An 18,066-nucleotide genomic window follows, 5' to 3' on the forward strand; every position below is an offset into this window, starting at 1 on the left:
GCTTTTTCCTGATTGAGCGCTGAAATTCTTCCTTTTTCTATGATTTGCATCATGAAATTAAGAATAATGATTGTATTTTTATAGTGATTGTTATGATTTATATCACATATAATTATTTGTAATATTAATTAAGTATGGCAAAATTATCCCTTGTAGGTGCTGGGCCGGGTGATCCGGAGTTGATTACGCTAAAGGCTATTAATGTATTAAAGAGGGCGGATGTCATTCTTTATGATGCGTTGGTAAATGAGGAATTGTTGGGTTATGCCCGGCCGGGGGCGGTATTGAAGTTTGTAGGTAAGCGGTACGGGTGCCATTCTCTGTCTCAGCAGGAAATCAATCACCTGATTGTAGAATATGCTTTTAGTCATGGGCATGTGGTGAGGTTGAAAGGGGGGGATCCGTTTGTATTTGGCCGTGCAGGGGAGGAGATTGCAGCTGCTAATGCAGCAGGGATACAGGTGGAGGTGATTCCGGGCATTTCCAGTGCCCTGGCAGCGGCGGAGTCCCAGATGATTCCATTGACCAGCAGGGGGGTGACAGAAAGTTTCTGGGTAACGACCGGTACAACGCTAACGGGGGATATTTCGGGGGATATTGAACTGGCGGCCCGTTCTACGGCTACTGTCATTATATTAATGGCCATGAGCAAACTGGAAGCGATTATGGAGATCTTTGCCAGGCACGGGAAAAAGGATCTGCCGGTAGCTATTATCCAGGAGGCTACTACCGGGAGGGATAAGATGGTAGTTGGCACGGTGACTGACATCTATTATAAGTCACAACACGAAGGAATGGCAAATCCTGCTGTGATAGTAGTGGGAGAAGTAGTACGTTTGCGTAATATAGCTGCCGAAGTGCAGGCATTGATCAAAAAAAAGAGCAATGAAGAAAGATAAATCAGGTTGCGACTTAAGCACCTGTATGTTCTGCCGGCTTTGTGTACCCGAATGGAGACCTGCTATACAGGCACACAAGCAAACCTATACTGTTAAAAAAGGCGGGTTGTTATTTAAGGAGGGAGACCCGGTACAGGGTATTTTCTTTTTATTTAGTGGTTCGGTAAAGGTGCATAAGCACTGGGGAGAGGAGAAGGAATTGATTGTGCGTTTTGCCCGCAGGGGAGATATTGTAGGGCACAGGGGAGTGGGGAGCACCCAGTTATATCCCGTATCAGCCACGGCTTTGGAGCCAGTGGAAGTTTGTTTTATTCCCCTTGAATTTTTCCAGGCCTCACTGAAGGTGAATCATGAATTCCTGTATGCGATGATGCTCTTTTATGCCACGGAGTTACAGGATTCTGAGCAGAAGATGCGGAACCTGGTGAATATGCCGGTGAAGGGAAGGGTGGCGTATGCCTTATTATTATTGGCAGAGAAGTTTGGGCAGGATGCTGAGGGAAATATAGACCTGATTCTGAGCAGGCAGGACCTGGCATCTTATACAGGTACGACGTATGAAACGGCTTTCAGGGTGATGAGTGAACTGATCCAGGAGCAGGCTATCGCTGTATCCGGCAAGAGCATAGCGGTGACAGATACAGCGAAGTTGCAGGTATATTCCCAGTTACAATAGTTTGTATTCGGCAGCGAGTTTTACAACCGAGGTGGTATTGTTCACACCGAACTTTTCCATCAGGTTCTTGCGATGGCTTTCTACAGTATGGGTACTGATAAATAATTGTTCTGCTATCTGGATAGTGGTGAGGCCTTTGCCGATGAGCTGGAGGATTTCCTTTTCGCGGCGGGTAATGCGGGGGATGGCTTTGAGCAGGTCCTGGTCAGCACTTTTGAGTGCTTCGCGGGTACTGGTACAAAGGTATTCTTCTCCATCCATCACGGTGTTGATGGCTTTGATAATTTCATTGCCCAGTGCATTTTTCAATACATACCCACTGGCTCCGTTCTGGAGCATGCTGTGAATAACAGGTTGCTCATCGTGCACGCTAAGGGCAATGATCTTGATATCCTCGTATTTCTTTTTAATTTCAGTGGTCAGGTTTATGCCACTTACATCCGGGAGGTTTACATCCATGAGGATGACATCCGGGTGATCTTTTTCTTCTAATGCCTGTAGTACGCTTTTCCCATTGCCATAATCCCCGATCACATTAATGGTCAGGTCGGTACGCAGTATGTTCTTCAGTCCTTCCACCATTATGGGGTGGTCTTCTACAACTATAACCTTTATCATGCATCATTTTTTTCGCTTGTTGCACATTCGATTGTGATGGTGGTTCCTGTTCCTATTTCTGATTGAATTTCCATTTTTCCACCGAGGAAGTCTACACGGGCCTGGATATTGGCGAGGCCGGCGCCTTTCAGTTTATTTCCCTGCGAGGTATCAAAGCCTGCGCCGTCATCTTCAATGGTCAGGAAGATGGTGTTGTCAGTTTGTTGCAGCAGTACGAGGATCTGGGAGGCATTGGCATGCTTGATGGCATTGTTTACCAGCTCCTGCATAATTCTGTACAGTACTACCTGGCGGGTATGTTTCATACTATCTGTATGGAAGTTGTATACCTGGCAGACGATATTATTTACGCCGGTCTTTTTGAGGCCACGGCAGTACTCTAAGGTTGCTTCACCCAGTCCATATTTAATGAGTATTTCAGGCATCATGCTGCGGGCAATGCGGCGAAGCTCATCCATGGCACCATCCAGTCGCTGGAGTGTATTGTTTACCTTATCATGTTTGATCTCAAGATCATCGATGGTTGGAATGGTAGATAGCTCAAGTTTGATACCAGATAATAATCCACCTAAACCATCGTGCAGGTCTCTGGCCAGGCGGGTACGTTCCTGTTCCTGGCCTTCCAGCATGGCGCTCAAAAGGGAGATGTGGTGTTCCTGGCGGATGCGGTCTACTTCGAACTGGTGCAGTTGTTCCTGTTGTGTGAGCAGCTTGCGGCCGTTGCGGTAGAAGAGATAACTCAATCCTGCAACTACCAGCAGGGAGATCATGATCACGATCATCAGGGAAATGAGCAACCTGTTTTTCTGCAGGGCAAATTCCTGTCTTTCGTTTTCATGTTGCAATTGCAGGATGCGTCTTTCTTTTTCCGATGTCTGGAACTGTGTTTCGAGTTCGTGCAGTTTGGATGTCACTTCCTGTTCCTGCATACTGTCTGAAAGGGTAATATATTGTCGCAGGAAGCGGTATCCCTGGTCTGAGTTACTTTGTTTGTAGGCAATATCGGCCATGAGGTCGAGTGCCGGCATGTGCAGGGGATAATCCCTGAGGGAGGATGCCAGTGCAGTATATTCATTCATGAATGACATGGCAATATCATACTGGCCAAGGCGGTTATGTAGTTTTGCCAGGGAATAGAGGTTCTGGCAAATGGTGGTATTATCCTGATAACGGCGGGCGATGGACAAACCACTATTGAACATCATGGTAGCATGTACGTACATCTGGTGCTTCTGATCCAGTTGTCCCTGGTAGTCGAACCAGGAAGCCCAAAGGATCGAAGAGTCCCCCGGCATGGAGTCCAGTTTCTTTTTGGCATCGGAGAGGTGCTGCTGCATTTGCTGCAGGCTATCGAGGTAGAACATACAGCTGGAAAGGTTCAGGTGCCGGCTGATGATGTCTTCTGTGAACGCTGCGGAGTCGGCGTATGTTTCCAGGCTCTTGTTATAATATGTAGTAGCGGTTTTGTACTGTGCCTTATTAAAGAAGATATCGCCCAGGCTCTGGTAGGTAGCTCCCAGGATTTTTGGTTCATTGAGCTGTTCGAGAACGGGGATGGCTTTCAGGTATTCTTCTACCTGGAGCTGGGCATAGCCTTTGTCGCCCATGACCATGGCGAGATTTATCCGTGTCATGGCCATGAGCTTGCGGCTTTCCCTGGCGGTGTCCTTTTTGAGGGCCTCTTTGGCCAGGATCAGGTACTTCTCTGCCTCCTGGGGATCGTGGTAGGTTCGGTACCATTCACCCAGGGCAAGATGAGCACTGGCGATTCCGAGTTTGTTGTCCCGTTTTTCTTCCAGTTTCAGTGCCTGTTGTATGTAAGAGAAGGCTAAAGCGCTGTCGGTGGTCTGCAATTTTTTTGCAAGCCGGAGGAATAATTCTACCCTTGAAGCTTCGTCGGGGACCCTCCGGATAGCGTTTTGGAGACTGTCCAGGTACGTCGATTTGGACCTGGAGCAGCTTGTGATGAATACGCTGTTGGCAATTAACAGCATGATAATGAGTATGCTTAATACCCGCCTGAAAGTAAATAATGTTCCCATCCGGATGGAAATATATAAAATATTTTATAAATATAGCTACTTGGTTGAGATTATTGGATTTAGATTGTTTTTAATATGATCAGGTAAGAAAACCCCTGTTTTCCGGGATTTTTTTCCGGGAGAACAGACTGTACTTTTGTGATGTCGAAAGGGAAATGTGAAAACGAAATAAGCCGGAAGGCTACAACAATGACGATAAACTAATCAAAAATATTCACGAGGCCATAGATTTTATTGAACAAACCCCAGAGATGACAAGGCAGCGGGATTCGTACACCCGCTGCCTGTATTTACAAAACGATCTTCTCTTTATATTATTGTTCCCACAACCATTTTATATATCAATATTCTGAGCTGACCTAAGGACCTGGACCACTTTTAGTGGTGATAGTGTCCTGTTTTTATATCAGGATTATACCTGACAAAGAATACGAGCCAGATGGTTCTGGAAATACGTTGAATAGGGGGCTGGAGAATAACCAGTAAGATAGCATTGACACCCAGCCACCAGAATACACTGCTATCATAGAGTGAGAAACCAAGGAGCACCCACCAGGCTACAAAGGTGGCCACACTGAAGGCTACGGTGAGAGCATAGCTTACATAGCCGGTACCAAAATAAAACCCGATTTCCCTTTGCAGATCTTCTCCACATACGGGGCATCTTTCGTTCATTTCTGTATAGTGCTTCAGATCATATGCATTGTCCGTCTTAAAAAGTTTTCCTTTCCGGCAGGCGGGACATCTGTTTTTCCAGATACTCAGGAAGAGGTTGGGCCGTTTTTCGATTTTTTCTGCACACATATTATTGAGTAATGAATTTCTTTCTGAATTCTTCGGGAGTGATTCCCTCATAATTTCTGAAGAAACGGGTGAAGTAAGAGTTGTCTTTAAAGTTGAGATCGTACGCGATTTCGAGAATACTCATATCTGCATTGGTTAGCAGTCGTTTAGCTTCCAGGAGGATCCTGTCACGAATCACATCACCGGCGGTTTTACCCAGCAATTCTCTGCACAATGCATTGAGGTGGTTGGGCGTTATGTACAGCATAGCGGCATAATCTTTTGGCAGTCTTTTAGTACGGAAGTACTGATTAATAAGCTGTTGGAAGTTGCGCAGCTGCATAGAAGTATGTCCTGTCAGGGCAGCGGTTCCCGGCCTGGTGGTATGGCGCTCTACAGTAATGAAGAGCTCCAGCAGCCGCAGGCAGATCATGTCTATATTGAGCTGGGGATGCTGATTCGCTTCCCGCAGCAGTCTTTCGAACAGTTCGGTTACTTCAGCATGGATGTAAGCAGGGAGCTGGCAAACGGATTGCTGGCTGTTGCCACTGAAGAAGCTGAACTGGTCCAGGTAATTCGGATTGAGCAGGAAGGAACGGAAGAAGTCGGCGGCGAAGTGAATGATATATCCGTCGGTACGGCTTTTAAAGTCCCAGCTGTGTACCTGGCCTGGTGCCATGAAGTAGATCTGAAAAGGCTGTACATCGAATTTGACAAAGTCGATGGTATGGGATCCGCTACCTTTTGTGAACATCACCAGGTGATAGAAGGCATGCCTGTGCGGATGATGCCTTGCCTGGTAGTGTTTGTCGAGGTAACCGGCAAAGTCTTCAACCATGAGGTGCAACGGTTGCCCGTTTTTGTCTATGGTACAGACATCATAAACCGGTATTGTAGCGCGAGCCATTGTGCTGATTGTTATTGATTGTACAAAATTACCGGATTTTATGAGTATCTGATGGTAGAATAAGGGGCTATTGTGGCACTTTTTACTGATTCGGTAAATGATGGGGGTAAAAAGCGCCGGGAAGCGTCTTATATACATATAAAATATTTTTATTTTATAGGGTTCTGGTTAATTTTGCGGAAATCTATCAAACAAGTCTCAACCTACATCATTAAAGAAGCATGAAGACACGGAAACGTATTTTTCGTATCCTGTATATCGTATTAGGGTCTATGCTGGCATTATTAGGGATCGCCTCTCTTATTTTGTATACTCAGCAGGAACGATTGACACAGATGGCATTGCGGGAACTGAATAAGCAGTTGCCCGGTGATCTCGTAGTGGGTGGGAGTAACATCGCCCCATTTGAAAATTTTCCTTACGTATCTATCGGACTGAAGGATGTAACATTTTATGCTAATAAACAGCATACGGGTAAGCCTTTGTACAAGGTTGAAAGATTGTTTGTCGGATTTAGTCTGCCGGATGTCATTCGTCAGAAATTTAATATTAAAGCCCTTGTGGTAAAGAATGGCTACCTGCACCTGGTGAAAGAGCAGAACGGGAAGATCGATATTGTGGAGGCTAACCGTATTCAGTCAGATTCTTCCGCAACTGTAGCAGCGGAATCTTCACCAATGAACCTGGACATCAAGAAGATTATTCTGAGAAACCTGGACATCTCGTATACCGATAAGGTGATGGGATCACACGTTGCTACGCATATCGACAAGATCAAAACATCGTTCAAAATGGAAGGTGACCTGATCGATGCTACAATGGAAGGCAAGCAGGTAGTAGATTATATTACCCCCGGCGATACGGTGCTATTCAGGCGAAAAAATATTGAGACCAACCTGAAACTGAGTTATGATAGTAAAAAGCAGTTGCTGAACCTCCCTGTAGGCAAACTGAAACTGGAACAGGCGAGCTTTAATGTAACCGGTTCCCTGGACATGTCTCATGGCAACCTGGTAGATATAAAGCTGGAAGGCGACAAGCCGGATATCAACCTCTTATTGTCCTTTGCGCCTGCCAGTGTAACGGAACAGCTGAATCATTTTAAATACGATGGCCGGATTTCTTTTAAGGGGATTATGAAGGGAAAACTGGGAGATGGTGAAATGCCATTTATCGCTGTCAACTTCGGTTGTGAAAATGCTTACTTCCTGAATCCGGATGCTAATAAGAAAGTAGACAGTCTGAGTTTTAAAGGATATTATACCAATGGTAAAGAACATTCCCTTAAGACATCAGAACTGCATATTCTGAATATGAGTGCGTTGCCTGAAAAGGGTGTTTTCAAGGGCAACTTTGTGATGCGCGACTTTACAGATCCTAAGATTGTGATGCAGGTGAATTCAGAACTGGAGCTGGAGTTCATCGGCGCTTTCCTGGGAATCAAAGACCTGCAAAAAGTAACAGGGCACATCAGCCTGAACATGAACTTCAGGGAGCTGGTAGATATGCAACTACCGGAAGCGTCACTGGGTAAACTGAAAGAAGGTATTCAGAGTGAACTGACGGTGAGTAACCTGACTTTCCGGATTCCTGGTTATCCGCATATGGTGCGTAATATGAACCTGCATGCAAATATGAAGAATGGGATGGTGACCCTGGACAGCCTGGCATTGCGTGTGGGGCAATCTGATATTATGCTGAGTGGTTCTCTGAGCGATCTGCCTGCGGTATTCCATAAGCACCAGCAACCTGTGAAGGTGACGTTTAATGTGCATAGTAAAAAGATATTGATGAGTGATGTGCTGGCCTTTGATTCTGCTAAAGCAGGAAAGGCAAAAGAAGAGATCAATGGCTTTAACATTGCATTGTCCCTGGAGACATCTGTGAACCAGTTGCTGCATCCGGATCCATTACCAAAAGGTACTTTCAGGATGGAAAAACTAAATGCAGCATTTAAATACTATCCGCATGCATTTCATGATTTTGGTACTGAAGTGGCCATCAATGACACTGCCCTGCTGATGCGTAATTTTGGTGGACTGATAGATAGTACGGATCTGAAACTGAGTGCGAGAGTAATTAATTACCAGTTGTGGTTTGATAAGGTGAAGAGGGGTAAGACCCAGATTGCATTTGACCTGAAATCACAGCACCTGGCTATGAATGACCTGCTGGGGAAAATCAGCAAAAACTATGTGCCAAAAGATTATCAGCATGAGGTAGCCAGTAATCTCTGGCTTCGGGCCAAGTGTGATATGAAGTACGATTCAATCTTCAAATTCGCCAAACTGCATATTGCGAATATATCCGGGTCATTGAAAGTACACCCGATCCAGCTGGAGAAAATCAATGGTACGATTATGTACGGTAATAACCGTTTTGTGCGCATTGATACGCTGACAGGTAAGATTGGTAACAGTGACTTTGATATCAGTGGCCGGCTGTTTTATGGAAAGGATACTACGCTGAAGAGGAAACCGAACTTCCTGACATTCAAATCTGAAAAACTGGATGTGGACCAGCTGACGAATTATAAATTCTCAGGTGTGGAGGAGGAAGATGATAAGCCATTGGTAGCACCTGCCATGGTGAGAAATACGGTGACGGATTCTATTCATAAAAGTGCGTTCAACATATTTAACGTACCATTTACTGATATTACAGTGGATGCGGCAGTAGGAAGAGTGAAGTACCATCATTTGTGGATAAAGGACTTTACGACGAAGATGCGCATGCAGCAAAATCATCACCTGTATATTGATACACTGGGAATGCATATTGCAGAAGGTACTATTGGTCTGAGAGGACATTTTGATGGTTCTGACCCGGCAAAGATTATGTTCAGAAGCAGGACCCGGTTCAATGATGTGAATATTGAAAAGATGATGTTGAAGCTGGATTACTTTGGGCAGGACTATGTGATTAATAAGAATGTGAAGGGAAGGTTGTTTGGACAGGTAAGGTGTCGTGTGCTGATGCATCCTGATCTGACACCAAGACTGGAAGACTCGGAGGCTACGCTGGATGTGGATATCAGGAATGGTAGTCTGGTGAATTTTACGCCTATGCAGGCAATGGCGAGTTATTTTAAAGATAAGAATCTGAACAAGATTAACTTTGATACGTTGAGGAATAAGCTGACCCTGAAGAACGGGGTACTTGAAATTCCGAACATGAATATCAACTCATCACTTGGGTTTATAGAAATATCAGGTAAGCAGGGATTGGATTTCAGTATGGAATATTACCTGAGAGTGCCGATGAAGGTGGTGACGAGTGCAGGATGGCAGGGTTTGTTTGGCAGGAAGAAAGAAGAGGTAAATCCGGACCAGGAAGATGCGATTGAGTATAGGGATAAAAACAAGACAATCCGGTTTATGAATATCAAAGTGACAGGTACGCCGGATAAGTTTAAAGTCGGATTAGGGAAGGCGAAAAAAGCTTAACTATGATGAAGGCAATTATAATACTTATACTTTTTTGTAGTACGGTGCAGGCACAGCGATTTCGCGTGCTTGCGCTGGCAGAGAACGGGGGGCATCATATTGCTTACAGTAAGAGAGCAAAGGTGTGGTTGGATCAGTTGGCGAAGGATAGCAATTTTGTGATCGATTATATCCGGAACACGGATCAGATTGATGCGGGGTTCCTGTCGAAGTACCAGTTATTTATCCAGCTGGATTATGCCCCTTATGCCTGGAAGCCGGCGGCAGTAAAGGCATTTGAAGCCTATATTACGGAAGGAAAGGGCGGCTGGATTGGTTTTCATCATGCTACATTATTGGGCGAGTTTGATGGTTATCCTATGTGGGATTGGTTTCATCAGTTTATGGGCAACATCAGGTGGAAAGATTACATTCCTGATTTTGCAGATGGAGAAGTAGTGGTGGAGGACGGGAAGCATCCCGTAATGAGGGGAGTGCCCGATTCATTTCTGGTGAAGAAAGAAGAATGGTATTCCTACGATAGAAGTCCGCGACCGGATGTGCATGTATTGGCTCATGTGAATACGATTTTGAAGGGGGATCATCCGGTGATCTGGACGAACCCTGGGGTGAAAGCCCGGAATGTATACATATTTATGGGGCATGCGCCTGAATTGTTTGATAACCCGAACTATGTTTTATTATTCAGGAATGCGATCAGCTGGGCTTCCGGAAAATAAATTCCATTTTTGAGCAGGTGGTATTTTTGAATTGTTATAGCTTGCTGTTTTTAACCCGTTCCACAATGACGCAACAACTACCTGCTTTTTTAAGTGCTGATGCACAGACTTCATTTACCTCCGGTGATTTTTATTTACGGCCATTGGTGCTGGATACAGATATTACATTGATCCATGATTGGGTGAACAGGGATTATGCCGTGTACTGGCAATTGCAGAACAGTACGGTGGAGCAGGTGAGGAAGATGTATGCTGAGCTGATTGCTTTGCCGCATGTGCAGCCTTTCCTGGGATTTTATAATGACAAGCCTGCTTTTCTTGTGGAGTTTTACAAAGCGCAGGAGGATAGGATAGGAGAATACTATGATGCGCTGCCGGGTGATTATGGGTTTCATATCCTGATGGCACCTGTGGAAAAGCGGATTCCTGATTTTACATTCCAGGTATTCCAGGTGATCATGTCGTTTTTGTTCAGTGATGCAAGGGTAGAGCGATTAATAGTAGAACCTGATGCGAGGAATGAGAAGATTCATGTGTTGAATAAGCGAGCGGGGTTCGAATACCAGGGTTTGATAGAATTGCCGGAGAAGACGGCACACCTGGCATTTTGTAAGAGAAAAGAACAGGCAGTTTCCTGATAGAAACTGCCTGTGAAAATATATTAGTTCCTTGTTGCGCGACCGCTGTTACGGCCACCGCTGTTGCCGCCAGATCTGTTTCCACCAAATCCGCCTCCGGATTGTCTGGTACCACCACCATTGTTTACTCTGCCAGGGCTATAGTTACCGCCATAGCCTCTGCTGCCACCATTGTAGCTTCTGTCGCCACCGTTGTAACCAGATCTGCCACCGGTATTAACTCTGTCTGGTGCATAATTTCTGCCACCATTGTTATATGTCCTGTTTGGTGCGTAGTAGTTACCACCTCTGTTGCCATAGTTAGTTTGACGATAACCGTTACGGTATTCATGGCGGCTGTTGCGGTAGTTATTTACAACTACTCTGTTACGCTGAATTACTGTAACAGAAGTCACCCGGGTAGGGCGGTACATAATGCGGGCAGGCTGAATTCTGCGGGTAGGTACCACTACGTAGCGGGTGTTGTAATGTACGCAGTATGGGCGGTATACATAATAGGGCATTGGGCGCCATGGATGCCACCATACGGGGTGAGCCACCCAGGTAAATGGGGAAACCCATACGGTATAGGCTGGTGCATATACATAGCGAACACAGGGCCAGAACCATACGTTCACGATGATTCCTTCAGGACCTGATACAGAGGGGCCGTGGGTAGCCGGGCTATAGTTAAAAGCGCTTTCAGCTTCAGGTAATGGTTCGGCTATGGTGGATTCACCGTAGATATCGTCATCACCTTCTATCTGGATGACCGCATTTTCTTCCGCTGTTTTCTGGAGGGAGATTACGGCTACGTCCTGGCTTTCGCTGGAAGAAACCAGGGCTTGCAGTACGAAAATCTGTACATCATCCTGTTTTTTGCTTGTAACACGTATATAATCAATTTGTCCGTCTCCATTCAGGTCGAGGTTATTTACTTTATTATCCTGTGTGTTTAATAATTTTTCGAATTCTTCGGGTGATCCTGCTTTTTTAAATAAGTCCAAAGCTCCCTGTAAGCTGAAATTGTCCCCGGGCAAACCGGTAGAATCTGCTTCCTGATCCTGTGCGCTGGCAGTAACTGCTATAGAGAAGCATAGGAGCAGTGCAGAGATGGTTTTTGAAAGGTTCATACGATATATTTTAGATCGTTAGGCAAGTGAATTTACAAATAGTTTAATTATATTATATAAAAACTGTGCCAATTGGATGGGGCTGGCCATTTTAGGAGATAACTAGTTGATAATTAAAGGGGAAAATCTAAAACGTATAAATAATTTTTGTTTGTCTATCTGATTGTATTTCTTGATGATTTAGATTTTTTTTTGATTTTATTACGGTTTTTTTCCTAATTTGGTGCCGTCAATCATAGGGTCCGGGCTACCGGACAGACTACTTAAACCGCAACTCGCATACTGTTTTTGGGCCACCAAATTAGGACATTGTTTGAATATATTAGTCACCATTTTGTTTTCAAACATAGTTAAATATTAACTGTTTACGATTTTTCGTGAACTGTGCTTAAACCGCAACTCGCATACTGCTTTTGGACCTTTTTTTAACGCTGCATTCAGTGGTGTGATGCTGGCTTATTAGCCTGTTGTCACAGGTATTAAATACTGTCAATTATGATCTGAAAAAGGTGCAGGTCATAAAACACGGTATCTGAAATTGCACAGGTATCGTGTTATAACAACCGATTTAGAGCAAAAAAGATGAGTAAAATGTTACGTGCGAAGATGGCGGGAAATGCCCGGGTAGAAAGTGCAAAAGAGAGAGGCATCTGGCCTTATTTCCGACCAATCTCTTCCGGTCAGGACACAGAGGTGGAAATTGAGGGCAAGAAAGTACTGATGTTTGGATCCAACTCCTATTTAGGGTTGACAAACCATCCTCAGGTGATAGCAGCTGCTGTCAGAGCTACAGAAAAATACGGAACCGGCTGTGCCGGGTCTCGTTTTTTGAATGGAACGCTGGATTTACATCTGGAATTGGAAGCGCGGCTGGCGAAGTTTGTCGGTAAGGAGAATGCGATCGTGTTCAGCACTGGTTTTCAGGCTAACCTGGGAGCATTATCCAGTCTGACGGGTCGCAATGATTACATCCTGCTGGATGAACTGGATCATGCTTCTATTATTGATGGTAGCCGTTTATCCTTCTCCAAGGTAGTGAAGTACAAGCACAATGATATGGACAGCCTTGAAGCGAAGCTCCAGGCATTGCCATCAACAGCTGTGCGACTGATTGCCGTGGATGGGGTTTTCAGCATGGAAGGCGATCTGGCTAAGCTGCCTGATATCGTATCTCTTGCTGATACCTATGGTGCGAATATCATGGTAGACGATGCACATGGTCTGGGAATACTGGGTATCAATGGTACCGGTACGGCATCTCACTTTGGTCTGACTGACAAGGTAGACGTGATAATGGGTACTTTCAGTAAGTCCTTTGCATCTCTGGGTGGATTTATAGCAGCGGACAATACCATTATTGAGTACCTGAAACACACTGCCCGCGCACTCATCTTCAGTGCAAGCATGACCCCGGCTGCCGTGGCAAGTGTGCTGGCTACCCTGGACATTATTGAATCAGAACCTGAGCATATCAAGAGACTGTGGGATAATACCGAGTATGCCCGCAAGCTGCTGGAAGAAGCAGGTTTTGATACAGGTGAGGTTTCTGAAACCCCCATCATCCCAATTTACATCCGTAATGAAGAAGGGGTGTTCAGTATTACTAAAAGGCTGCAGGAATTAGGGATTTTCGTGAATCCTGTGGTACCGCCTGCTGTTCCTCCTGATGCTACCCTGATCCGTTTCTCTCTGATGGCGACACATACTTTCGCCCAGATTGAGCATGCGGTAGAAATGCTGAAAAAAGCATTTAAAGAAGAGGGCATCGCCTTAAAAGAAAAACAGAACGGGAACATAGTGCTGCAATAACGCCTGTAACACATAAAGCAAATAATAATGGACACTATACAGACACCTTCCGTTTCAACCACAACTGTCACTGTAGTCAGAGGAAGTGCTCCTGTTATTGAACAGGTGAGCACCAAACATCAAATGAAGTTATTCATTGACTTTCCGCATGACCTATACAGCAATGATCCGCTATACGTGCCCGAGTTGTTTATAGCACAACGCGACCTTTTAACACCGGGCAAACATCCTTTCCACGAACATTCACAAATACAACTGTTTCTCGCTTTTCGTGACAAAAAAGTAGTAGGCCGTATTGCGGCTATTAACAATCGCAATCATAACGCGTTCAATGGCACCAACGATGGTTTCTTTGGCTTTTTTGAGTGTATACCTGATGTGACAGTGAGCAATGCGCTGTTTAATACAGCTGCAGAATGGTTAAAAAAGCAGGGATTATCCACCATCATCGGACCAGTGAATTTCTCTACCAATGAAACCTGTGGTTTGCTTGTAGAAGGATTCGACAGTTCACCTGTAGTAATGATGCCTTACAACCGTCCTTATTACATAGAGCTGATCAAGGCTGCTGAGATGAAGGAGAATGTGACACTGATCGCATGGCAGGTAACGGCCGATGCGGTGGAAGACAAGCCACTGCGTATGATGCAGATGCTGGAGAACAGGCTTGCGCAGCGAAATATAGTGGTGCGCAAAATAAACCTGAAGAAGTTTGATGAGGAGGTGGTGAAGATCAGAGAAATCTATAATAAAGCGTGGGACAAGAACCTGGGATTTGTTCCCATGACGGACAATGAATTTGCGTATCTGGCAAAGGACTTGAAAATGATACTGGATCCTGATTTTTGTATCGTGGCAGAAAAGGATGGAAAGGCAATTGGTTTTGCCTTGTGTATACCTGATCTGAACCAGGTGTTGATCAAGATCCGCAAAGGACGATTATTACCTACCGGTATTTTTAAACTGCTGCTGGGTAAAAGTAAGATCAAAGGTGTGCGTGTACTGGCCCTGGGTGTACTGGAGCCATTCCGCAAGCTGGGTGTAGAGGCAGTATTCTATGGCCAGATCATCAGAGACTGCCGTAAGAAAGGTATCAATGTGGCGGAAGCCTCCTGGATCCTTGAACACAATGACCTTATGAACAGTGCGATCCAGGCTGTAAATGGGGTACCATACAAGCGATACAGGATTTACGAGAAAGCGATATGAGGAAAGTATTGATAACAGGTGCAAGCGGATTTCTGGGATTCCATTTAATTGAGGCCGCTTTGGCAGCAGGAATGGAAGTGCATGCAGGAGTAAGGCCCTCCAGCGATGTTGCGCATTTACAACATTTGGAGATCTCTTTCGTGAACCTCGATTTCCGTGATGTACCTGGCATGGCAGCCTTGCTACAGAAGCAGCAATACAGTGATATTATTCATGCTGCAGGTGCCACCCGTGCAAAAAATGAGGCAGCTTTCAACGAGATTAATGCAGGGTATACTGACAATCTTCTGAAAGCGATCGTACAATCAGGTATTAAACTGAACAGGTTTGTGTATTTCAGTAGTCTGGCAGCAGTAGGGCCTAAGGCTTATGAAGCAAAATGGCCGGAGCAGGATGAGGTGTCACCAGCACCAGTGACCTTGTATGGCAAGAGTAAGCTGCTGGCGGAGCAACTGCTGAAGCAATATGCCCAGATCCCCTGGGTAGTGTTGCGTCCTACGGCCATTTATGGCCCCCGGGACAAGGACCTGTTCGTTTTGTTCAAAACTTATGGTTGGCGATTGGAGCCGTATATGGGAAAAGGGCCCCAGCAGTTGAGTTTTGTTTATGTAAAAGATGTGGCACAGGCTGCCATTCGCGCATTAAACGGACAATTTATACATACCTGTTATGATGTTTCGGACGGAAATAGTTATGACCGTTATGCATTAGCCAAAGTGACGAAAGGTTTGTTAGGCATCAGGACATTACGTATTCACATGCCATTAACATTGATCCGGTGGATAGCCGGAATAGCCGAGGCAACAAGTAAGGGCATGCCGTTGTTAAATAGGGACCGGTTAAATGAGTTAACTGCCCAAAACTGGAATTGCAATATAATACGTATACAAAAGGAACTTGGATACCAACCTGACTTCACACTTGAAAAAGGAATGAGGGAGACCCTGGATTGGTATACCGGGAACCACTGGTTATAACAAACGTTCACTAATTGAAAAACAAAGAGGCAAAAGATTTTATGAAACATCAAATTAAAGAAGCAAATGGGAAGCTGGGAGTACTGATGCCAGGCCTTGGCGCGGTAGCGACCACTTTCATAGCAGGAGTCTTATCTGTGACCAAGGGCTTTTCCAAGCCAATCGGATCAGTGACTCAAATGGGACATATTCGTCTGGGTAAGAGAACAGACAATAAGAATCCACTGATCAAAGATTTTGTTCCCCTTGCAAAACTGGAAGACATTGTATTCGGCGGCTGGGATGTATATGAAGATAACGTGTATACAGCGGCGGTAAAAGCTGAAGTACTGGATAGGTTTCAGATAGAAGCAATAAAGCCTGAATTGGAAGCTATTATTCCCATGAAGGCGGCTTTTGACAAAAACTTTGTTAAAAATCTGGATGGTACGCATGTAAAGGATTTCAAGACGCGTTATGATCTGGCGCAGATGGTGATGGAGGATATCAAAACCTTCCAGGAGGAAAATAAGGTAGATCGTGTAGTAATGGTGTGGTGTGGGTCTACCGAAATTTACCATGAAGCAGCAGACGTACACAACTCACTGGCAGCTTTTGAGCAGGGTTTAAGAGAAAATGACGAGCGAATTGCCCCAAGTATGATTTATGCTTATGCGGCACTGAAGCTGGGCGTACCATTTGCAAACGGTGCACCGAACCTGACATGTGATATTCCGGCATTGGTTGAGCTGGCTCACCAGACAAAAACACCAATTGCGGGTAAAGATTTCAAGACCGGTCAGACCCTGATGAAGACAATTCTGGCTCCGGGCCTGCAGGCGAGAGCCCTGGGTATGGAAGGCTGGTTCAGCACAAATATCCTTGGAAACCGCGATGGATGGGTGTTAGACGACCCTGACAACTTCAAAACCAAGGAAGTTTCCAAGCTTGGCGTTTTAGAAGATATTTTAAGTCCGGAAGAATATCCTGATCTTTACGGTGACCTTTACCACAAAATCCGTATTAACTATTATCCGCCGCGCAAGGATAATAAGGAAAGCTGGGATAACATCGACATCTTCGGCTGGTTAGGGTATAAAATGCAGATAAAAGTAAACTTCCTGTGCCGTGATTCAATTCTGGCCGCACCGATTGTACTGGACCTCGCATTATTTATTGACTTTGCAAAGCGTGCAGGCATGAGCGGCATACAGGAATGGCTTTCATTCTACCTGAAATCTCCTCAAACTGCTCCTGGCTTACGTCCTGAACATGATATTTTCAAGCAGCTTATCAAGCTGCAAAATACCTTGCGCTACCTGATGGGTGAGGATCTGATCACGCATCTGGGACTGGACTATTACGAAGGAATTTTTGATACTGAATGATAAGAATACACAAATTAATTGCTACCAGCCTGGGCATAGGTTACATAGGCAAGGGCGGAGGAACGGTTGCAGCTGCAGTCGCCGCACTGGTTTGGTACCTTGTACTGGCTGGGAGCAATCCTGCCAACTTTGGGCCATTACTAATTACTGTAGTTATTACATTACTGGGCATCTGGTCTGGTACGGAAGTAGAGCCCTACTGGGGCAAAGACGACAAGAAAGTTGTCATCGATGAGGTAGCCGGGATGATGATAAGTGTGCTTTTTGTACCTGTCACTCCGGCATACATATTGGCGGGATTGGTTTTATTTCGTTTTTTTGATATAGTAAAACCTTTATATATCAGGCGCACAGAGGCTCTTCCCGGTGGTGTAGGCGTAATGATGGACGATATTGTAGCAGGTATCTATTCCAATTTATTGTTGCAACTAGTGATTCATTTGATTTAGAGTTATTGGGTACGCGTTTTGCAGAATTGTAAACCATATGCGTTTTATTAAAGCACAAGCTTCGGCACTGGTAGCGACCGGAGTTCAATTTTCGGTATCCTTTCTATTATTATATATATGGGAAGGGTATGGTGTAGCTGCCAATGTGACAGGAGTGGCCTGTGGCGGTATTACCAACTTCATGATTAACAGGAAGTGGGTTTACCAAAAGGGGAACGACACATGGAACTGGCAAGCCATTAAATATATCATTGTCTGGTTCGGAAACCTGATAGTCAATACTACCTGCTTTTGGGTATTGACGAATTATACCGCTATCGATCAGCGAGTGGCTGTGGTTATGGCATCGGTTATCACCGCCGTTGGGTATAACTATGGAATGCAAAAGCGGTTTGTTTTTAAATGATTTTGGTTA

At 45.0% G+C, this 18,066-nt stretch carries 16 protein-coding genes; 11 read left to right on the forward strand and 5 right to left on the reverse strand.

Features of this window, described 5'->3' with window-relative positions:
• Window positions 1-134 precede the first annotated feature (134 nt).
• Together cobA and DXN04_RS04170 are read left to right on the forward strand one after the other, a co-directional pair.
• On the forward strand, window positions 135-899 hold the full coding sequence (cobA, locus tag DXN04_RS04165; RefSeq protein WP_116852025.1) for a uroporphyrinogen-III C-methyltransferase: 765 nt from the start codon (window positions 135-137) through the stop codon (window positions 897-899).
• Window positions 886-1,575 (forward strand): Crp/Fnr family transcriptional regulator, encoded by a 690-nt coding sequence (locus DXN04_RS04170; protein WP_116852026.1) that lies wholly within the window; start codon window positions 886-888, stop codon window positions 1,573-1,575. The genes cobA and DXN04_RS04170 overlap by 14 nt, the downstream gene beginning before the upstream one ends.
• Here DXN04_RS04170 and DXN04_RS04175 read toward each other — a convergent pair.
• The 4 genes from DXN04_RS04175 to DXN04_RS04190 form a co-directional block, all read right to left on the reverse strand.
• Entirely contained in the window at window positions 1,567-2,193 is a 627-nt protein-coding gene (locus tag DXN04_RS04175; protein WP_116852027.1) for a response regulator transcription factor, read from the reverse strand. The genes DXN04_RS04170 and DXN04_RS04175 overlap by 9 nt on opposite strands.
• Entirely contained in the window at window positions 2,190-4,235 is a 2,046-nt protein-coding gene (locus DXN04_RS04180) for a tetratricopeptide repeat-containing sensor histidine kinase (protein WP_116852028.1), read from the reverse strand. Before DXN04_RS04180 ends, DXN04_RS04175 begins: the two co-directional genes overlap by 4 nt.
• Window positions 4,236-4,613: 378 nt before the next feature.
• Window positions 4,614-5,039, reverse strand: coding sequence for a DUF983 domain-containing protein (locus DXN04_RS04185; protein WP_116852029.1), 426 nt, complete (start codon window positions 5,037-5,039; stop codon window positions 4,614-4,616).
• 1 nt (window position 5,040) lies between these two features.
• The gene (locus tag DXN04_RS04190) at window positions 5,041-5,925 is read right to left on the reverse strand and encodes an AraC family transcriptional regulator (protein WP_116852030.1); all 885 of its coding nucleotides are present in this window, start codon (window positions 5,923-5,925) and stop codon (window positions 5,041-5,043) included.
• 221 nt (window positions 5,926-6,146) lie between these two features.
• On the opposite strand from DXN04_RS04190, the gene DXN04_RS04195 reads away from it, so the two are divergent.
• The 3 genes from DXN04_RS04195 (at window position 6,147) to DXN04_RS04205 (ending at window position 10,728) form a co-directional block, all read left to right on the forward strand.
• The gene (locus DXN04_RS04195; RefSeq protein WP_116852031.1) at window positions 6,147-9,371 is read left to right on the forward strand and encodes an AsmA family protein; all 3,225 of its coding nucleotides are present in this window, start codon (window positions 6,147-6,149) and stop codon (window positions 9,369-9,371) included.
• Window positions 9,372-9,373: 2 nt separating this feature from the next.
• Window positions 9,374-10,090, forward strand: a complete 717-nt coding sequence (locus DXN04_RS04200) for a ThuA domain-containing protein (protein ID WP_199414980.1) — start codon at window positions 9,374-9,376, stop codon at window positions 10,088-10,090.
• Window positions 10,091-10,155: 65 nt separating this feature from the next.
• Entirely contained in the window at window positions 10,156-10,728 is a 573-nt protein-coding gene (locus DXN04_RS04205; RefSeq protein WP_116852032.1) for a GNAT family N-acetyltransferase, read from the forward strand.
• 23 nt (window positions 10,729-10,751) lie between these two features.
• On the opposite strand, the gene DXN04_RS04210 is transcribed toward DXN04_RS04205, so the two are convergent.
• Window positions 10,752-11,840 (reverse strand): hypothetical protein, encoded by a 1,089-nt coding sequence (locus DXN04_RS04210; RefSeq protein ID WP_116852033.1) that lies wholly within the window; start codon window positions 11,838-11,840, stop codon window positions 10,752-10,754.
• 582 nt (window positions 11,841-12,422) lie between these two features.
• On the opposite strand from DXN04_RS04210, the gene spt reads away from it, so the two are divergent.
• From spt to DXN04_RS04240, 6 genes are read left to right on the forward strand one after another with little or no spacing between them, the layout of a single operon-like run.
• A complete protein-coding gene (gene spt, locus DXN04_RS04215) occupies window positions 12,423-13,649 on the forward strand; it encodes a serine palmitoyltransferase (protein ID WP_116852034.1) in 1,227 nt (408 codons plus the stop codon).
• 27 nt (window positions 13,650-13,676) lie between these two features.
• The gene (locus DXN04_RS04220; protein ID WP_199414981.1) at window positions 13,677-14,858 is read left to right on the forward strand and encodes a GNAT family N-acetyltransferase; all 1,182 of its coding nucleotides are present in this window, start codon (window positions 13,677-13,679) and stop codon (window positions 14,856-14,858) included.
• Window positions 14,855-15,835, forward strand: a complete 981-nt coding sequence (locus DXN04_RS04225) for an NAD-dependent epimerase/dehydratase family protein (protein ID WP_116852036.1) — start codon at window positions 14,855-14,857, stop codon at window positions 15,833-15,835. The genes DXN04_RS04220 and DXN04_RS04225 overlap by 4 nt, the downstream gene beginning before the upstream one ends.
• A gap of 41 nt (window positions 15,836-15,876) precedes the next feature.
• Complete coding sequence (locus DXN04_RS04230) at window positions 15,877-17,202, forward strand: inositol-3-phosphate synthase (protein WP_116852037.1); 1,326 nt, start codon at window positions 15,877-15,879, stop codon at window positions 17,200-17,202.
• Window positions 17,199-17,651, forward strand: coding sequence for a phosphatidylglycerophosphatase A family protein (locus DXN04_RS04235; RefSeq protein WP_116852038.1), 453 nt, complete (start codon window positions 17,199-17,201; stop codon window positions 17,649-17,651). The genes DXN04_RS04230 and DXN04_RS04235 overlap by 4 nt, the downstream gene beginning before the upstream one ends.
• 37 nt (window positions 17,652-17,688) lie before the next feature.
• Window positions 17,689-18,057 carry a GtrA family protein gene (locus DXN04_RS04240; RefSeq protein WP_116852039.1) on the forward strand — a complete coding sequence of 123 codons (369 nt, stop codon included), beginning with the start codon at window positions 17,689-17,691 and terminating at the stop codon, window positions 18,055-18,057.
• Window positions 18,058-18,066 lie beyond the last annotated feature (9 nt).

This window comes from Chitinophaga silvisoli (assembly GCF_003412465.1).
In the GTDB taxonomy this organism is placed as follows: domain Bacteria; phylum Bacteroidota; class Bacteroidia; order Chitinophagales; family Chitinophagaceae; genus Chitinophaga; species Chitinophaga silvisoli.

What these genes read in the sequence shown, in the direction of transcription:
- cobA (WP_116852025.1), top strand. Translation starts at nt 135, where the DNA reads ATGGCAAAATTATCCCTTGTAGGTGCTGGGCCGGGTGATCCGGAGTTG.
- DXN04_RS04170 (WP_116852026.1), top strand. Translation starts at nt 886, where the DNA reads ATGAAGAAAGATAAATCAGGTTGCGACTTAAGCACCTGTATGTTCTGC.
- DXN04_RS04175 (WP_116852027.1), bottom strand. Translation starts at nt 2,193, where the DNA reads ATGATAAAGGTTATAGTTGTAGAAGACCACCCCATAATGGTGGAAGGA.
- DXN04_RS04180 (WP_116852028.1), bottom strand. Translation starts at nt 4,235, where the DNA reads ATGGGAACATTATTTACTTTCAGGCGGGTATTAAGCATACTCATTATC.
- DXN04_RS04185 (WP_116852029.1), bottom strand. Translation starts at nt 5,039, where the DNA reads ATGTGTGCAGAAAAAATCGAAAAACGGCCCAACCTCTTCCTGAGTATC.
- DXN04_RS04190 (WP_116852030.1), bottom strand. Translation starts at nt 5,925, where the DNA reads ATGGCTCGCGCTACAATACCGGTTTATGATGTCTGTACCATAGACAAA.
- DXN04_RS04195 (WP_116852031.1), top strand. Translation starts at nt 6,147, where the DNA reads ATGAAGACACGGAAACGTATTTTTCGTATCCTGTATATCGTATTAGGG.
- DXN04_RS04200 (WP_199414980.1), top strand. Translation starts at nt 9,374, where the DNA reads ATGATGAAGGCAATTATAATACTTATACTTTTTTGTAGTACGGTGCAG.
- DXN04_RS04205 (WP_116852032.1), top strand. Translation starts at nt 10,156, where the DNA reads ATGACGCAACAACTACCTGCTTTTTTAAGTGCTGATGCACAGACTTCA.
- DXN04_RS04210 (WP_116852033.1), bottom strand. Translation starts at nt 11,840, where the DNA reads ATGAACCTTTCAAAAACCATCTCTGCACTGCTCCTATGCTTCTCTATA.
- spt (WP_116852034.1), top strand. Translation starts at nt 12,423, where the DNA reads ATGAGTAAAATGTTACGTGCGAAGATGGCGGGAAATGCCCGGGTAGAA.
- DXN04_RS04220 (WP_199414981.1), top strand. Translation starts at nt 13,677, where the DNA reads ATGGACACTATACAGACACCTTCCGTTTCAACCACAACTGTCACTGTA.
- DXN04_RS04225 (WP_116852036.1), top strand. Translation starts at nt 14,855, where the DNA reads ATGAGGAAAGTATTGATAACAGGTGCAAGCGGATTTCTGGGATTCCAT.
- DXN04_RS04230 (WP_116852037.1), top strand. Translation starts at nt 15,877, where the DNA reads ATGAAACATCAAATTAAAGAAGCAAATGGGAAGCTGGGAGTACTGATG.
- DXN04_RS04235 (WP_116852038.1), top strand. Translation starts at nt 17,199, where the DNA reads ATGATAAGAATACACAAATTAATTGCTACCAGCCTGGGCATAGGTTAC.
- DXN04_RS04240 (WP_116852039.1), top strand. Translation starts at nt 17,689, where the DNA reads ATGCGTTTTATTAAAGCACAAGCTTCGGCACTGGTAGCGACCGGAGTT.